Origin of the sequence: Pseudomonas sp. NPDC078416 (assembly GCF_050268485.1) — a bacterium.
In the GTDB taxonomy this organism is placed as follows: Bacteria; Pseudomonadota; Gammaproteobacteria; order Pseudomonadales; family Pseudomonadaceae; genus Aquipseudomonas.
Genome location: NZ_JBNNGV010000006.1, coordinates 88,086 through 102,600 on the forward strand (window position 1 = coordinate 88,086; position 14,515 = coordinate 102,600).

A 14,515-nucleotide genomic window follows, 5' to 3' on the forward strand; every position below is an offset into this window, starting at 1 on the left:
GGTAATTAGGGCCCAGAGGCCTATTCAAGTACGACTTCTAGGTCGAGGTGGCAGAGCCTGCGATAGACCTCGTCCTTGCGCTCCCGGGATCCATGACCCTGAGGCAGCAATTCGAAACAGCTGTGCAAGAGATGCAGCACCTGCAGCGCGAGATCAGGTTCCCAGGCATTGATGCCAGAGTCCTGCAGGGTTTGGTCGAGGGTTTCGAGCTGGGTCTTGGCGAGTTCGTATTTCCTGGCGGTGAAGCACAGCCGCGCCAGGGCGAACTGCCAGAAAAATCGTGCACGCGCGCCCCGGGCGCTGTGCAGGCCTTGCTTCAGGAGCTGCACAGCGGCTCTGAGTCCGTCATTGCGCAATACCGGGACCGCGCTCTCCAGGGCGGATTCCCAGGCCGGCGGTTCATCGGTGGGTTCGACGTTGCGAGGCGCACTGGCGGCCTGCAGGCGAGGCATGACGCTGGCGCCAATCCAGGCGCGAGTCGCCGGATCCGCAAACGGGGTGCCGTCGTGAAAGCGAAGTTCGATCACTCCCGGCAGCCGCTGAATCAAGAGCGCAAATTGAACTTCTACCTCGCGCATTGCCGGCTCGGCGTTCATCGCGTGCAGACACTCCCAGACCATTCGCTGGCCATCGAACCAGAACGGCGCCTTAGCCACACTCGCCTCCAGTTCGACAAGCAGATCGGCGTAGTTGCCCTGATCGTATTGGTCTCGATAGCCCTTGAGCTTGTCTGCCGGAAGCCCGCGCAGCGCGGTGATATGCTCTGCGTTGCGCTCTGGCAGTGCCTCGACAGGCAACCACAGCAGTGTCCGATTCAGGCGCAGGGCACGCAGGTCGCTGGCTTTCTGCTTGAGCCACCAGGCACACAACGAGCGCGCGCTGTCCTGCTGAAGTCGCAGCGACTTGTGCGCATCTTTCTCGTTGTCGATCGGCGCATTTGGGAGGAGTGACTGGGTAGCAGGCGGCTTGACTGGCGCGTCGGCGCTCCCGACCATCCCGGCGTCGGGGAGATCGTGAACCGCGCGTTGGGCCATATTTTTCAAACGCCGGGAGATTGGCAACAGCAAAGGTGCGTCGTCGCCCATGTGCTGTGTAAACACCGTATCAAGGTCTTCGAGTATCTCGACGAGGCGACTGAACAGCGGTAACTGCGCCTTGATTGCAACGTGATCAAAAAGCACTTGCTCAAGACGGGGGAGCAGCCAGCCGATGGCTGCGGAACGGGTACGGGCCTTGACGGGATAAACGTCATCCCAATGGCGCATGCAAAGATGGTGAAGAAGCTCAAGTCCTGCCAACAGTCCCTGAAACGATTCACGCTGATGCAAGGCCCACGTAAGCCAGGCCGCGACGCGGAGATCTTTGGATTGGGTGCGAAGCAGGTGTTCACTTTGTTCACGCACTTTCAGCCAGTCGATCTGAACCGCTTCGTGCATGGATTGAGCTTTGCTGACTTCACTTTCCAACGCCTCGTATTCATTTGAAAAACGAACGTCTTCACCCGCGAAGCTCTCGGTGGTTATAGAGGCTCCAGCAGCTTCAAGATAATATTCAGAAAGTTGACTTGAGAAAGACATTCGAGATCTTCAGTGTAAAACCGTACCAGGCACCGACAATTAAATCGGCGAGCATAACGAAACTAATAAGCGCTAGTTGGGCAGTTTGATATGTAACAAAACGTCTACCCCTCAGAGGCCGGGAATAATACTCAGGGCCAATTACACTATCAAGCTTTCTATAAACGCGATAATTCCACTCTAGTTGTAGGAAGTTTCTTTAGAAATCGAGCTTCAGAGCAGCTTCTTACACGTACCTTTCTCTGTCGATGCTTAAGCGGCGGGGGAGCACCCGTCCAGAGCACAGGCGTGTGCATCTCTCGATTATGCAAACAGATGTAAGGGCGATCGAGCATTCTTCTTCAACTGCCCTGCAGTCACTCGCGAAAAGCAATAGCACGTGGCCTCCATGCGCAAGAACTTGCGCACTTCCTGATCGAAAAGCCGCTTACTGAGACCGTGCAGCCCTTATAGCGTGGGCCTCGCAGGCGAGTGCGCAAGAAGTTGCGCAACGCTGTGCAACTTCTTGCGCACATTCACGCCACACAGTCATTTCCGATACGGCAAGACGTCGTCAAACACCCATCAAACCTAAGTTACACATGGACAATTACTGACTTGGCACGAAGCTTGAAATAACACTTCTGCCCATCAGGCGAATTCGCTGTTGGGCATTTTAATTTATGATGCAAGGAGCATCTTCATGGCGACACCAGCATATATGTCCATTACAGGCACCAAGCAGGGCCTGATCACCGCAGGCGCTTTCACCGCAGATTCGGTTGGCAACACGTTTCAGGAAGGCCACGAAGATCAGGTCATGGTGCAAGGTTTTCAACATGAAATGATCATCCCGCGCGACCCGCAGTCGGGTCAGCCAACCGGTCAACGTGTGCACAAGCCGGTCAAGATCACCAAGGTGTTCGACAAATCCTCGCCACTGTTGCTGGCCGCGTTGACGTCGGGCGAACGCCTGACCGAAATCACTATCCAGTGGTATCGCACCTCGGCAGCGGGCACACAGGAGCACTACTACACCACCAAACTCGAAGACGCGATTATCGTCGACATTAAAGACTACATGCACAACTGCCAGGACCCGTCGAACGCCCACTTCACACACCTGGAAGACGTGGAGTTCACTTACCGCAAAATCACCTGGACCCACGAAGTATGCGGCACCTCGGGTTCCGATGACTGGCGCTCCCCGGTCGCTGGCTAAGTTCAGCTGACCTTTGAAATCTCGGCCGGCGATGCTGGCCGAGTCTGCCCTCGGCAGACGCCCCTGATCCTGATCTAAAAAACACCAGCCTTACAGGTGCCCCGCCAACTCACACGCCTCCCGGTCCGCCTTCGCATTCGCGCCAAAATCTTCAGCCAGCAAATCCACCAGGCCCCGCACCGACGGCAACAACCCCCGGCGAGACGGGAACACCGCATGAATCAGCCCGCTTGGCGGCCGAAAGCCCGGCAGCAACTCCACCAGCCGACCCTCATGCAACGAATGCCGAACCATGATCTCCGGCATCTGCACGACCCCCACCCCCTCAACCGCTGCGCGGTGCAACGCATCCAGATCCGACGTCACAAAGCGCGGCTGATGAGCAACCTCGATCCGCGCATCCCCCGGCCCGATCAACGCCCAACGGTGCTCACGGTTCGCCGGTGCCAGGTCCATGCTTGGCAGCCCCACCAGATCCTCCGGCGTTCGAATCGACCTGCCCTCCAGCAATGACGGGCGAACAACCAACCGCTGATGGCTCTCGCCCAGCACCTTCATCACCAGGTTCTCGTCGTCCAGCGGCGGAAAACGCACCCTCAGCGCGATGTCATACCCCTCACCCAACACATCCACCCGACGGTTGCTGCTTTCCACCTGAATCTGCACTTTCGGGTGCAGCACCAGAAACTTCGCGATCGTGTCGCTCACCCCCATCGCACCCAGTGCCGGCGGGCAGCTGATGCGCACGATGCCTTGAGGTTCGGACCTCGACTGCTCGACCACCTTCTCCGCCGCATCGGCCTCCACCAGCATCGCCACACAATGACGGTAATAATCCAGCCCCACTTCCGTCACCGTGAACTTGCGCGTGGTGCGCTGGATCAGCCGCACCCCGAGCCGATCCTCCAGCTGAGCAATGCGCCGACTGAGCTTGGTCTTCGGCACCTCGATCTTGCGCGCGGCAGCGGCGAACCCCTTGTTCTCCACCACCTGCACGAAGTAGTACAAATCGTTGAAGTCGTACACGGTATGCCGCTCGCCTGGCCGAAAGGGGCTGCGATTGTCGCAGGTTGCCAATGGGCTGTCCTGTGCAGCGCTCACCACGCTCGGGCGCATTGCATTCATCGGCCTGTCGACCCTTGACCTTGCCAGCGTGGCAAGGTTGATCCTTACTGACAATCCACTTACCGGAGTGTCCACGATGCCCAGTCCCGCAACATTCGATCTGCCCATTACCGGCATGACCTGCGCCAGCTGCGCAGGCCGGGTCGAGCGGGCGTTGCGCAAAGTGCCCGGCGTCCAGGTCGCCACGGTCAACCTCGCCAACGAACGGGCTCACGTCGAGGTCAGCGGGCAGGTGGACCCTGCCCTGCTGTTGGCTGCCGTGGACAAGGCTGGCTACAGCGCCAGCCTTGATCAGGATTCAGCCGCCCAGCAAGCCGGCCAACGCAAACGTCACGACACCGAGCGCTGGCAGCTGATACTCGCCATTGTCCTCGCGCTGCCGCTGGTGGTGCCGATGCTGCTGCAACCGCTGGGCGTTCACGGGATGCTGCCGGCGTGGTTGCAGTTCGCCCTGGCAACCCCCGTGCAATTCCTCCTCGGCGCGCGCTTCTACCTCGCCGCCTGGAAAGCCGTGCGTGGGGGTGCGGGCAATATGGACCTGCTCGTCGCGTTAGGCACCAGCGCCGGTTATGGGTTGAGCGTTTACCAGTGGCTAAGCGCTGCGCCCGGGACGATGCCGCACCTGTATTTCGAGGCGTCGGCGGTGGTCATCGCGCTGGTCCTGCTCGGCAAATACCTGGAAAGCAACGCCAAGCGCCAGACCGCCAGCGCGATTCGGGCGCTGGAGGCATTGCGCCCTGAACGGGCGATCAAGTGGGTAGACGGGCAGGAAGTGGACGTCGCCATCAGCGCGCTGAGCGTTGGCGACCGTGTGGTGGTAAAACCCGGCGAGCGCTTTCCGGTGGATGGCGAGGTGCTCGAAGGCCAGAGCCACGCCGACGAAGCCCTGATCAGCGGCGAGAGCCTGCCGGTGCCGAAACAGCCCGGCGACAGGGTCACCGGCGGCGCGATCAATGGCGAGGGTCGCCTGCTGATCATCACCCGGGCGCTCGGCGCGGAAACCGTGCTGGCGCGCATCATTCGGATGGTGGAGGACGCGCAATCAGCCAAGGCGCCGATCCAGAAGCTGGTCGACAAGGTCAGTCGGGTGTTCGTGCCCGTGGTCCTGTTGATCGCCGTCGCGACGCTGGCCGGCTGGCTGATGGTTGGCGCATCGCTGGAGACCGCGTTGATCAACGCCGTGACCGTGCTGGTCATCGCCTGCCCCTGTGCGCTGGGGCTGGCCACGCCGACCGCGATCATGGCCGGCACCGGCGTGGCTGCACGTCACGGCATTCTGATCAAGGACGCCGAAGCCCTGGAACGCGCCCATGAAGTCACCACGGTGGTCTTCGACAAGACCGGCACGCTGACCTCCGGTACGCCGCGCATTGCTCACATGGCCGCGCTCGACGGTGACGAAAACGCCTTGCTGCAACAGGCCGGGGCGCTGCAGCGGGGCAGCGAACACCCGTTGGCCAAAGCGGTGCTGGACGCGACCAACGAGCGCGGCCTGAATCTGGAGGCCGTCAGCAACAGCCACGCGCTGGCCGGACGCGGTATCGCAGGAACCCTGCAGGGGCGCGAGCTGGTGCTGGGTAATCGGCGTTTGCTGGAAGAAAGCGGCCTGCTGGAAGAAAGCGGCTTGCTGCAGGAAAGCGGCTTGACCGGGGACGCCCTGCACGGGCGGGCTCAGGCTTGGGAAGCCGAAGGCCGCACGCTGTCCTGGCTGATCGAATTGAGCCCGCAGCGTCAGGTGCTCGGCCTGTTTGCCTTCGGCGACACGCTCAAGCCCGGCGCCTGCGAGGCCATCGCGCAGCTGAATGCCCGGCACATCAGCAGTCACCTGCTGACGGGTGACAATCGCGGCAGTGCCAGGGTGGTCGCCGAGGCGCTGGGCATCACCGACGTGCACGCCGAGGTGTTGCCCGCCGACAAAGCCGCGATTGTCGTGGCGCTGAAGAAAACCGGCGTGGTGGCGATGGTGGGTGACGGCATCAACGACGCCCCTGCCCTGGCCGCGGCCGATATCGGCATCGCCATGGGCGGCGGAACGGACGTGGCCATGCACGCCGCCGGCATCACCCTGATGCGCGGCGACCCCCGGTTGATCCCCGCCGCCCTCGACATCAGCCGCAAGACCTACGCGAAGATCCGGCAGAACCTGTTCTGGGCCTTCGTCTATAACCTGATCGGCATTCCGCTGGCCGCGTTCGGCCTGCTCAATCCGGTGCTGGCGGGCGCCGCCATGGCCCTGTCCAGCGTCAGCGTCGTGAGCAACGCCCTGCTGTTGAAAACCTGGACACCTAAAGACGAACCTAAAGACGAACCCAAAGACAAGACCAAAGACCAGCCCAACGACACCGGAGACGCGTCATGAACATCGGACAAGCCGCAAAACGCAGCGGTCTGAGCGCCAAGATGATTCGCTATTACGAATCCATCGGCCTGCTCCCGGCCGCCACCCGCACCGACAGTGGCTACCGGCTGTACGGCCCGAACGAGTTGCACACCCTGGCGTTCATCAAACGCTCGCGGGACTTGGGGTTTTCCCTGGAAGAAGTCGGCAAACTGCTGACCCTCTGGCAGGACCGCGGCCGCGCCAGCGCCGACGTCAAGGCGCTGGCCCACAAGCACATCGTCGAGCTCAATCAGAAGATCGAGGAACTGGCCGGGCTGCGCGACACCCTGCAGAATCTGGTCAGCCACTGCCAGGGCGACCGCCGGCCGGACTGCCCGATTCTGGCGGACCTGGCGTCGAATGGCGGTCGCACCGATCAGCCCGCGTAAGCCTGCAAAGCACCCGCGCCGCCGGATCATTTCGTCCAGTGCAATGCTGGATTGCGCGATTGGCTGATTCCGCCGACTTTCAGATCGGGGGATGATCGTAGTGCGGCAATAAATCAGTCAGACGCTCTCACCCCATCGACGAAAGCGACATCCAACCCTGCGTTCGCCTTTGTTTACCTCTGGAGATTCCGTGATGACCCGGAACATGCGTTTTGCCTCGGTGACCGCCAGCGCCCTTTGCGCCCTGGCCGGTCTGGCATGGTTGGGGCTTTCAGGGCTCGGGCCTCCAGGGCTCGGGCTTGCGCAGACCGCGAAGGCTGAATCATCCCAAGGCGCGCCAGCTGAAGCCTCGCCGGTGTTCGGCGTAACGCTGCCACCGGGCTACCGCGACTGGCCATTCGTGAGCATTGCCCATGAAGCCGGGGACAAGCAGGACATCCGCGTCATCCTTGGCAACGACATCGCGATGCAAGCCTTCAAAGACGGCACGCGGCCGTTTCCGGACGGCGCGATCATTGCCCGCCTTGCCTACACCTACGAGGTGTCGGCGCAGAACAACGCGGTCTTCGGGCGCGAACAGTCGTTCGTCGCGGGCGACCCGACCAACGTGCAGATTGAAATCAAGGATTCGAAACGCTTCTCCAGCACAGGCGGCTGGGGTTATGGGCAATTCGAAGAGGGCAAGGCCAACCCCAGCGAGAAACTTGCCAACAGTTGCTTCGCCTGCCACAACAAATTGCCGCCTGCGACCGACCTGATCTTCACCCGTTATTCCCGCTGATGCCGTGGCACGAAAGGAGCCGCTCCATGCTGCAACACGCCGGCTCGCCCGTGGCAGAATGCGTTTTTCGAACCCGGGAACACCCATGCAAATTGAAGCAGTCGCCGCGTTCTGCCTGAATCTTCCGGGCGCGCGGGAAGATTACAAATGGGGCGGCGTCAGGGTTTTCTCCATCGCGGACACCAAGATGTTCGCGGTGATGGGCCTGGCCGGGAATGACCTGTCGTTCAAGGTCGGCGCCGAGCTGTTCCTCGGTTACGTCGACCGTCCCGGGGTGCGCCCTGCGCCGTACCTGGCCCGGGCCCACTGGGTCACCCTCACCTACCCGTTCGCCATGGGCGAGGCGGAGCTTAAGGAGTTGCTGACCCGCTCCCACCAGCTGGTGGTCGGCAAACTGTCGAAGCGCCGGCAAGTGGCGTTGAAGTTGTAAAACCGCTCACCTGGCTTTTTTAGGTGAGCCGTTCAGAAAAGGTGGCGCGAAATCAGTCGACCGCTGAACAGCAGGCGGTCCATCCAGAACAGTTCGTGCAACAGCACAATCAGCCAGAACACCAACTGGTACGAAAACTTGCGGGTCTTGTGGCGAAACACTTGCTGGGCCAGCAGCGCACCTGGCCAGCCGCCGAGCAGCTCAGTGGCGTGCAGCAGCTTTTCGGGGGTGCGCTGGCCGTCTTGCCGGGCCTGCTTCTTGTCGTAGCCGTACAAGGCAAAGGCGATAACGCTCATCAGCGCGTAGATCGCCGCCGGCAGCCAACTGACGCCGCTCGTCCAATACGTGACGACCCCGTAAACCGGCAAGCCGCACAGCAACAGCAGCGCCAGCAGCTTGAGTTTCAGAAAGCGCACGACAGGTGTGCCAGCGGCCCGCCGACCCGGGTTTTGCGGTTCAGAGCGTTGAGTCATCGGAAGATCAGCCCTGCACACTGGACCAGTCGACCCAGCCGAATTGCCAGGTCGCCAGAATCAGCAAACCGAAGGCGATGCGGTACCAGGCGAACACGTCGTAGCTGTGGGTGGCGATGAACTTGAGCAAGGCGCGTACGGCGATCATGGCGAAGATGAACGCGGCGATGAAGCCGATGGCGAACACCGGCAGGTCATCGGGCTGGAACAGGTGGCGGTATTTGTACCCCGAGTACACCGACGCCGCGACCATGGTCGGCATCGCCAGAAAGAACGAAAACTCGGTGGCAGTCTTGCGCGATAGGCCGAACAGCAGGCCGCCGATGATGGTAGAGCCCGACCGCGACGTACCCGGAATCATCGCCAGGCATTGTGCGAAGCCGACCTTCAACGCATCCACCCAGGTCATCTCATCCACAGTGTCGGCGTGAACCACATGCGCGCGGCGCTCGGCCCAGAGCATGATGAAGCCGCCCACCACCAGCGCCACGGCCACGGTGATCGGGTTGAACAGGTATTCGTGGATCAGATCGGAAAACAGCACCCCGAGGACCATGGCCGGCAGCACGCCGACGATGAGGTTGAGGGTGAATCGGCGCGCCTCGGGCCGCGTGGACAAACCGGTGACGACGTCGAGGATTTTGCGGCGAAACTCCCACATCACCGCGAGGATTGCCCCGAGCTGAATAATGATATTGAACGCCATCGCGCGCTCGCCGCCAAAACCGATCAGATCCGCGACGATGATCTGATGGCCCGTGCTGGAAATCGGCAAAAACTCCGTCAGCCCTTCTACAACCCCAAGTATCAGCGCCTGTGCGGCGGTCCAAAGATCCATCATTCCCCCGGCTGGAACCTGCTCATGGCAAGGCTCTCTTGATTTGTATTACAAACTGTTGCGCGAACGATAAACGGTCGCGCGTAAAAAAAGCATGAACGCTGAAGCGGTCTGGCTCGGGCATGAGCGCGGCGATGCTAGCAGACCTTTCTGACGAACGCGCTAGCATGAATACTGGCGCGAAGGCTTTGACGTTTGTCTCATCGTCGTTACATTTCCTCTATGAACCCCCCGGGGTTCTCTGGCTGTTTCTGCACGTCCTGTTCAGACGCGTCCGACGCATCATCGCGTCCCACCTCGGGCGATAAAGCGCCTACAATCGCCGACCCGTTTTTTCACCGTTTCCTCAGGAGTTGCCATGTCAGGGCTTGAACTGTTCGCCGCTGCACTCGGTGTCATTGCCGTCTGGCTGACAGTCAAACAGAACCCGTGGTGCTGGCCGATCGGCTTAATCATGGTGTTGCTCTACACCTGGATCTTCTTTGACGTGAAGCTCTACTCCGACATGTTGCTGCAGGTGGTGTACGCCGGGCTGCAAGTGTATGGCTGGTGGCAGTGGACCCGCCGTGGCGCGGTAGACAGCGGCCGTATCGTCACCTCGCTGGGCAGCGGCAGCCTGTTGCTGAGTCTGGTGGCCGGCGCGGTGGTCAGCCTTGTGCTTGGCGCGGCCATGGCCCACTTCACCGATGCTGCACAACCCTGGCTGGACGCCGCACTGACCGGTTACAGCCTGGTGGCCCAGGTCTGGATGGCGCAGAAACGCGTGCAGTGCTGGCCGCTGTGGATCCTGCTGGACGTGATCTTCGTCGGGCTGTTTCTGTATAAGGCGTTGTACCTCACCGCCGCCCTCTACGCGCTGTTCACCCTGCTCGCCGTGCAAGGCTGGCGTGACTGGCGCGCCGACCCTGCGCTGGCGCGTTGACCGGGATGAAAGTGCTGGTACTGACGGGGCCCGAGTCCAGCGGCAAGAGCTGGCTGGCGGAAGAGATTCAGCGGCAGTTCGGTGGCGTGCTGGTGGGCGAGTACGTGCGCCAGTACATCGATGAAGTCCAGCGAGACACCGTTTACGCAGACATCGATGTCATCGCCCATGAGCAACTGGCGTGGGAAGACGCCGCCCGGGCGATCAGGCCGGCGCTGCTGATCCTCGACACCCATTTGCTCAGCAACATCCTCTGGAGTCGCACGTTGTTCAACGACTGCCCGGCGTGGCTCGAAACCGCCCTCGCCCAACGCCGGTACGATCTGCACCTGTTGCTGTCACCGGAAGGCGTCGAATGGATCGGCGACGGCCAGCGTTGCCAACCGGACCTGAGCGAACGCCAGGCATTCTTCGAGGCCAGCCGGCAATGGCTGGTGGACTACGGGCAGCCTTTCGAGGTGATTGGCGGGAGCTGGCGGGACCGCAGCGAGCGGGCATTACAGCGGGTCGGCCAGCTGCTTGACGACTGAATGCCTACACGCCGGCGGTGAACGCCGGCGGATAAATCGCCGGACGCCCTTTCAACGAATCTGATGTTTGTGCAACAAGCGATAGAACGTCGGCCGTGAAATACCGAGCACCTTGGCCGCCACGCTGAGGTTATCGCTGTGACGGGTCAGCACATCGCACAGCGCTTGCCGTTCCGCCCGGGATTTGTATTCATCCAGGGTGGCCATGCTGGAGCTGAACTCCTCTTCCCCCAGCAGCCCCAGGTCGAACGCTTCGACCTGCCGCCCTTCCGCCAGCACCAGCCCGCGACGCACCCGGTTTTCCAGCTCCCGCACGTTGCCGGGCCAGTCGTGCTTGCCCATGGCGACCAGTGCGTCCTGACTGAAATTGCGCGCCCGCCGGCCGGTTTCCCGGCTGTAGAACTGGGCGAAGTGATTGGCCAGCAAGGCCAGATCGCCGTGCCGCTCGCGCAGAGGCGAGGTGCCCACCTGCAACACGTTGAGCCGGTAATACAGGTCTTCGCGAAAACGCTTCATGCGAATGGCCGCTTCCAGGTCGACATGGGTCGCCGCCAGCACGCGCACATCGACCGGAATCCGCTCGCCCGCCACTTCAATATGCCGGTCCTGCAGGAACCGAAGCAAATTCGCCTGGACCTCCAGCGGCAAATCGCCGATCTCGTCGAGAAACAGCGTGCCGCCGTTGGCCTCTTCGATGCGCCCCGTTTTGCGCTGACGTGTCGCGTCGACTCCGTCGCCCGGTACGCCGAACAACGCCTCCTGCAGCAAATGCTCTGGCGTCGCCCCGCAGTTGATCGTAATAAAAGGCCGCTCGCGGCGCTGGGACTGCAAATGCAGCGTGCGTGCAATCAATTCCTTGCCCGTGCCGCCTTCGCCGCGGATCAGCACCGGCGATTCGGTGGGCGCCAGCTTGCTCAGCAATCGCCGCAACTCGCGCATTGGCCGACTTTCCCCCAGCAGTTGCTGGCCAGGGTTCTCTCCATGAGGGACACCGCTGGCAGAGCTGGCGCCTTTGGCACGCAGCCGCGCCATGCCGTAAGCGCGCCCCAGCGTGACCTGCACTCGGGCAACGTCGAAGGGCAAGGTATGGAAATCGAAGAACCACTCGCAGACGAAATCACCGATGTGCTCGCGGCGCAGGTCCTCGCTGTTCAGCACGGCGATCCATTCGGTGTTGCTTCGGGAGATAAGCGACTTGACCACTTCAGGGTGTTCGAAGTGCTCGGGCAGCAGACGGATAAGGCCGACGTCACAGGGACGCAACGCCGCTTCTTCGAGGGTGCAGCTGTCGACATCCCAACCGGCGATGCGCAAGCCGGGAACCAGTTGCAGGCATTCCTCGCACGGTTCGACGATCAGCAGGCGGCGTATGGAGGCCAGATCATGCATGTGAGTTTCCTTGGCGCCGGGGTCGCTTAATCATCATGGAGAAAAGGTTCTTATAAACAGTGGCTTGTGAAGGCCGATTGACACCATAGCAAGGTTTTTGACGCACCCTTGGATCGATTCTCTATAAGCCTAAGATCGAAACGTGCTTAGCGCTTGGGTGCGTCATCCAGCGATCCTGGCCGTGGAAAGGCTGGCCTCGCCTGAGTTTGGCCCAGGCATGGGGAGGAAGCGCGGCTAAAGCACCGATTAAAATAAATCAGGAAATTTCAGGAATGGGTGTGACTCAGTCGTGGGGGACGGTCATCAGTACAAGTAGGAACACCAGTAGCCACCGAGCGAAACGCCCGCCGCCGGTGCACAACGTATACGGGCACTTTGAGGACAGTCCATGAACGCCCCCTTGCGCTTCAACGATGCTTTGCTGATTGCCGGCCACGCCTTTGAACCCTTCCAGTGTGTGGCCTGGGCCCCGCAGGATGGCAACGGTGAACTGAGCCTGACCGTCGTCGACCGCACCAGCACCCGCATTGGCCGCAAGCAGATCCCGAGCAGCGCTTACTCCGATCCGAAACAACTGGCGCAGTTTCTCGAACAGGCCCGTGCCGAGATCAGCGGCGAAGGCTACAGCCTTGAGCCGTGGACCATGCCTGCCTGAATGCCTGCTGATGAAGCACCCGCCGACGAAGCGTTGTCAGCAGTCGTCGATGTGGCGGTAGTCAGCGTTTAGCTGCAAGGCGATGTCCCGCGCGCGGCCCAGTCGAATGGGCCCGCGCTCGATATCGATCAACAGCACGGGACCGCCGAACATGGCAAGCGGCTGCGCCGGTCGTGCTGATAGCGCCGGCATGTCCTTGACGCGCCCATCCGTGAGAATCAGCACCCGTTGCTGTTCCGCCGGGTAGCGCTTGTACCGGCGCAAAGACCAGTCCGCTGCCTGATTGATGGCATCGAACAGCGGCGTGCCGCCCCCAGCGCCCAATGCATCCAGCCAGGGCTGCAATGCAGCGCCGGCTTTCAGGCCCTGATGCTGCCAGCGCGCGCCCTTGCCGCTGGCGGTGAGCAACGCCAGTCTGGCGCGCTGCCGATACGCATCATCGAACACCCCCGCCAACAAACCCTTTGCCTGACTCAGCGCCTGATTACGCCGGGTCGATGCCGACGCGTCGACGATCACCAGCCAGAGCTGCTCCGGCCGGCGACTGCGGGGCTGATGGACCAGATCGCTGCGCACCCGAGGGCGACCTCGGAGCAAGGTCGGCAACCACGCAATCGCGCCGTCGGCACCAGGGCGGGCAGTGCCGCTTCGGCCGCCGCCCAGTGTGCCCGGTCGAGGGCTGGCATTCGCCCCCTTCGACAGGCGGGGGCGAATGCCTAGGGCTTTTTTGGCCAGCGGGGCACTTCTTTGCGATTGCCCGCCTGCACGTTGCGGGCGGGCAACTCACCCCAACTGCCCTCGCCTTTTTCTGCCGAGTCAGGCTGCGGCTGAGCACCGTTGTCGGGTTTCGGCGGACGTTGCTCTGACGGCGCAGGCGGTTCGGACTGTGACTGGTGGGGCGGTTGCGGTTCGCGCCGACGGTGGCGCAAGGCGAAATCGGCCACAGCGTCGATGTCCGCCTCGGTGATATGCAAACCGCCGCGCCAAGCGGCATGGGCTCGGGCCGCCCGCAACCAGACCAGGTCCGCCCGCAGACCGTCGACCCCGGCCGCAAAGCAACGCTCGGTAATCAGGTCCAGACTGACATCATCCAGTTCAATGTTCGGCAACAGGCCCCGGGCGGTTTCACAACGGGCTTTCAACGCCTGCTGCTGCGCGGCCCATTGCTGACAGAACGCTTCAGGGGCGGCGTCGAAATCCAGCCGGCGGCGGATGATCTGCCCGCGTTGCGCCGGGATTGTCTGCCCGCTCAACGCCACGTTCAGGCCGAAACGGTCGAGCAGCTGCGGGCGCAGTTCGCCTTCTTCCGGGTTCATGGTGCCGATCAGCACAAAGCGCGCTGCGTGGCGATGGGATATGCCATCGCGCTCCACCAGATTGACTCCGCTGGCGGCCACGTCCAGCAGCAGATCGACCAGATGGTCCGGCAGCAGATTGACTTCATCGACGTACAGCACGCCGCCGTCCGCCTTGGCGAGAACCCCCGGCGAGAATGCCGCACGGCCTTCGCCCAGCGCCGCGTCAAGGTCCAGCGTGCCGACCAGGCGCTCTTCGGTCGCCCCCAGCGGCAGCGTCACGAACTGACCGCTGGCCAGCAGATCCGCCAGCCCTCGGGCCAGGGTCGATTTGGCCATGCCGCGCGGCCCCTCGATCAACACGCCACCAATTTTCGGGTCGATGGCGGTCAGGCACAAAGCGAGCTTGAGGTCATCGGCACCGACGACAGCGGCCAGGGGGAAATGTGGGGTGTCGGTCATGTCGGGCTCTGTTCACACATCTGATAGTAAGGTCGTGGCATGTCGATGATCGACGCACGAGGTGTAGG

General features: G+C 62.0%; 15 protein-coding genes. 8 read left to right on the forward strand and 7 right to left on the reverse strand.

What is annotated here, in order from left to right; all coding sequences use genetic code 11:
• Nucleotides 1-20: 20 nt before the first annotated feature.
• A complete protein-coding gene (gene tssA / locus ACQKEN_RS09080) occupies nt 21-1,577 on the reverse strand; it encodes a type VI secretion system protein TssA (protein ID WP_427685175.1) in 1,557 nt (518 codons plus the stop codon).
• Between the two features lie 682 nt (nt 1,578-2,259).
• Here tssA and ACQKEN_RS09085 point away from each other — a divergent pair.
• Nucleotides 2,260-2,778: an Hcp family type VI secretion system effector gene (locus ACQKEN_RS09085; protein ID WP_065988875.1), complete on the forward strand. Its 519-nt coding sequence runs from the start codon at nt 2,260-2,262 to the stop codon at nt 2,776-2,778.
• Between the two features lie 90 nt (nt 2,779-2,868).
• Here ACQKEN_RS09085 and ACQKEN_RS09090 read toward each other — a convergent pair whose 3' ends face one another.
• The gene (locus tag ACQKEN_RS09090; protein WP_427685249.1) at nt 2,869-3,804 is read right to left on the reverse strand and encodes a LysR substrate-binding domain-containing protein; all 936 of its coding nucleotides are present in this window, start codon (nt 3,802-3,804) and stop codon (nt 2,869-2,871) included.
• A 175-nt stretch (nt 3,805-3,979) separates the two neighbouring features.
• Here ACQKEN_RS09090 and ACQKEN_RS09095 point away from each other — a divergent pair, with 175 nt between their 5' ends.
• The 4 genes from ACQKEN_RS09095 to ACQKEN_RS09110 all read left to right on the forward strand — a co-directional run bounded on the left by ACQKEN_RS09095 (nt 3,980) and on the right by ACQKEN_RS09110 (nt 7,883).
• Nucleotides 3,980-6,262 carry a heavy metal translocating P-type ATPase gene (locus tag ACQKEN_RS09095; protein WP_427685176.1) on the forward strand — a complete coding sequence of 761 codons (2,283 nt, stop codon included), beginning with the start codon at nt 3,980-3,982 and terminating at the stop codon, nt 6,260-6,262.
• Nucleotides 6,259-6,672, forward strand: a complete 414-nt coding sequence (gene cueR, locus ACQKEN_RS09100; RefSeq protein WP_427685177.1) for a Cu(I)-responsive transcriptional regulator — start codon at nt 6,259-6,261, stop codon at nt 6,670-6,672. Before ACQKEN_RS09095 ends, cueR begins: the two co-directional genes overlap by 4 nt.
• A 193-nt stretch (nt 6,673-6,865) precedes the next feature.
• Nucleotides 6,866-7,453: a cytochrome P460 family protein gene (locus tag ACQKEN_RS09105; RefSeq protein WP_427685178.1), complete on the forward strand. Its 588-nt coding sequence runs from the start codon at nt 6,866-6,868 to the stop codon at nt 7,451-7,453.
• An 85-nt stretch (nt 7,454-7,538) separates the two neighbouring features.
• Entirely contained in the window at nt 7,539-7,883 is a 345-nt protein-coding gene (locus tag ACQKEN_RS09110) for an MmcQ/YjbR family DNA-binding protein (RefSeq protein WP_427685179.1), read from the forward strand.
• Between the two features lie 32 nt (nt 7,884-7,915).
• Here ACQKEN_RS09110 and ACQKEN_RS09115 read toward each other — a convergent pair whose 3' ends face one another.
• Together ACQKEN_RS09115 and ACQKEN_RS09120 are read right to left on the reverse strand one after the other, a co-directional pair.
• Nucleotides 7,916-8,356: a DUF1294 domain-containing protein gene (locus ACQKEN_RS09115; protein ID WP_427685180.1), complete on the reverse strand. Its 441-nt coding sequence runs from the start codon at nt 8,354-8,356 to the stop codon at nt 7,916-7,918.
• Nucleotides 8,357-8,363: 7 nt separating this feature from the next.
• Nucleotides 8,364-9,194 carry an undecaprenyl-diphosphate phosphatase gene (locus ACQKEN_RS09120; RefSeq protein ID WP_427685181.1) on the reverse strand — a complete coding sequence of 277 codons (831 nt, stop codon included), beginning with the start codon at nt 9,192-9,194 and terminating at the stop codon, nt 8,364-8,366.
• A 358-nt stretch (nt 9,195-9,552) separates the two neighbouring features.
• Here ACQKEN_RS09120 and pnuC point away from each other — a divergent pair, with 358 nt between their 5' ends.
• Nucleotides 9,553-10,116, forward strand: coding sequence for a nicotinamide riboside transporter PnuC (pnuC, locus tag ACQKEN_RS09125; protein ID WP_427685182.1), 564 nt, complete (start codon nt 9,553-9,555; stop codon nt 10,114-10,116).
• Nucleotides 10,117-10,121: 5 nt separating this feature from the next.
• Nucleotides 10,122-10,646 carry an AAA family ATPase gene (locus ACQKEN_RS09130; protein ID WP_427685183.1) on the forward strand — a complete coding sequence of 175 codons (525 nt, stop codon included), beginning with the start codon at nt 10,122-10,124 and terminating at the stop codon, nt 10,644-10,646.
• A gap of 51 nt (nt 10,647-10,697) precedes the next feature.
• Here the strand turns inward: ACQKEN_RS09130 and ACQKEN_RS09135 are convergent, their stop codons facing one another.
• Complete coding sequence (locus tag ACQKEN_RS09135) at nt 10,698-12,035, reverse strand: sigma 54-interacting transcriptional regulator (RefSeq protein WP_427685184.1); 1,338 nt, start codon at nt 12,033-12,035, stop codon at nt 10,698-10,700.
• Nucleotides 12,036-12,423: 388 nt separating this feature from the next.
• Between ACQKEN_RS09135 and ACQKEN_RS09140 the strand changes: the two genes are divergently transcribed.
• Nucleotides 12,424-12,690, forward strand: coding sequence for a hypothetical protein (locus tag ACQKEN_RS09140; protein WP_062381945.1), 267 nt, complete (start codon nt 12,424-12,426; stop codon nt 12,688-12,690).
• Between the two features lie 36 nt (nt 12,691-12,726).
• Here the strand turns inward: ACQKEN_RS09140 and ACQKEN_RS09145 are convergent, their stop codons facing one another.
• Together ACQKEN_RS09145 and ACQKEN_RS09150 are read right to left on the reverse strand one after the other, a co-directional pair.
• Nucleotides 12,727-13,353 carry a vWA domain-containing protein gene (locus ACQKEN_RS09145; RefSeq protein ID WP_427685250.1) on the reverse strand — a complete coding sequence of 209 codons (627 nt, stop codon included), beginning with the start codon at nt 13,351-13,353 and terminating at the stop codon, nt 12,727-12,729.
• 53 nt (nt 13,354-13,406) lie between these two features.
• Complete coding sequence (locus ACQKEN_RS09150; protein ID WP_427685185.1) at nt 13,407-14,447, reverse strand: AAA family ATPase; 1,041 nt, start codon at nt 14,445-14,447, stop codon at nt 13,407-13,409.
• Nucleotides 14,448-14,515 lie beyond the last annotated feature (68 nt).

Excerpts from the sequence above, each read along its gene's own strand:
- ACQKEN_RS09085 (WP_065988875.1), top strand. The coding sequence starts at position 2,260 with ATGGCGACACCAGCATATATGTCCATTACAGGCACCAAGCAGGGCCTG.
- ACQKEN_RS09120 (WP_427685181.1), bottom strand. The coding sequence starts at position 9,194 with ATGGATCTTTGGACCGCCGCACAGGCGCTGATACTTGGGGTTGTAGAA.
- ACQKEN_RS09115 (WP_427685180.1), bottom strand. The coding sequence starts at position 8,356 with ATGACTCAACGCTCTGAACCGCAAAACCCGGGTCGGCGGGCCGCTGGC.
- ACQKEN_RS09135 (WP_427685184.1), bottom strand. The coding sequence starts at position 12,035 with ATGCATGATCTGGCCTCCATACGCCGCCTGCTGATCGTCGAACCGTGC.
- ACQKEN_RS09095 (WP_427685176.1), top strand. The coding sequence starts at position 3,980 with ATGCCCAGTCCCGCAACATTCGATCTGCCCATTACCGGCATGACCTGC.
- ACQKEN_RS09105 (WP_427685178.1), top strand. The coding sequence starts at position 6,866 with ATGACCCGGAACATGCGTTTTGCCTCGGTGACCGCCAGCGCCCTTTGC.
- pnuC (WP_427685182.1), top strand. The coding sequence starts at position 9,553 with ATGTCAGGGCTTGAACTGTTCGCCGCTGCACTCGGTGTCATTGCCGTC.
- tssA (WP_427685175.1), bottom strand. The coding sequence starts at position 1,577 with ATGTCTTTCTCAAGTCAACTTTCTGAATATTATCTTGAAGCTGCTGGA.
- ACQKEN_RS09140 (WP_062381945.1), top strand. The coding sequence starts at position 12,424 with ATGAACGCCCCCTTGCGCTTCAACGATGCTTTGCTGATTGCCGGCCAC.
- ACQKEN_RS09110 (WP_427685179.1), top strand. The coding sequence starts at position 7,539 with ATGCAAATTGAAGCAGTCGCCGCGTTCTGCCTGAATCTTCCGGGCGCG.
- cueR (WP_427685177.1), top strand. The coding sequence starts at position 6,259 with ATGAACATCGGACAAGCCGCAAAACGCAGCGGTCTGAGCGCCAAGATG.
- ACQKEN_RS09150 (WP_427685185.1), bottom strand. The coding sequence starts at position 14,447 with ATGACCGACACCCCACATTTCCCCCTGGCCGCTGTCGTCGGTGCCGAT.
- ACQKEN_RS09130 (WP_427685183.1), top strand. The coding sequence starts at position 10,122 with ATGAAAGTGCTGGTACTGACGGGGCCCGAGTCCAGCGGCAAGAGCTGG.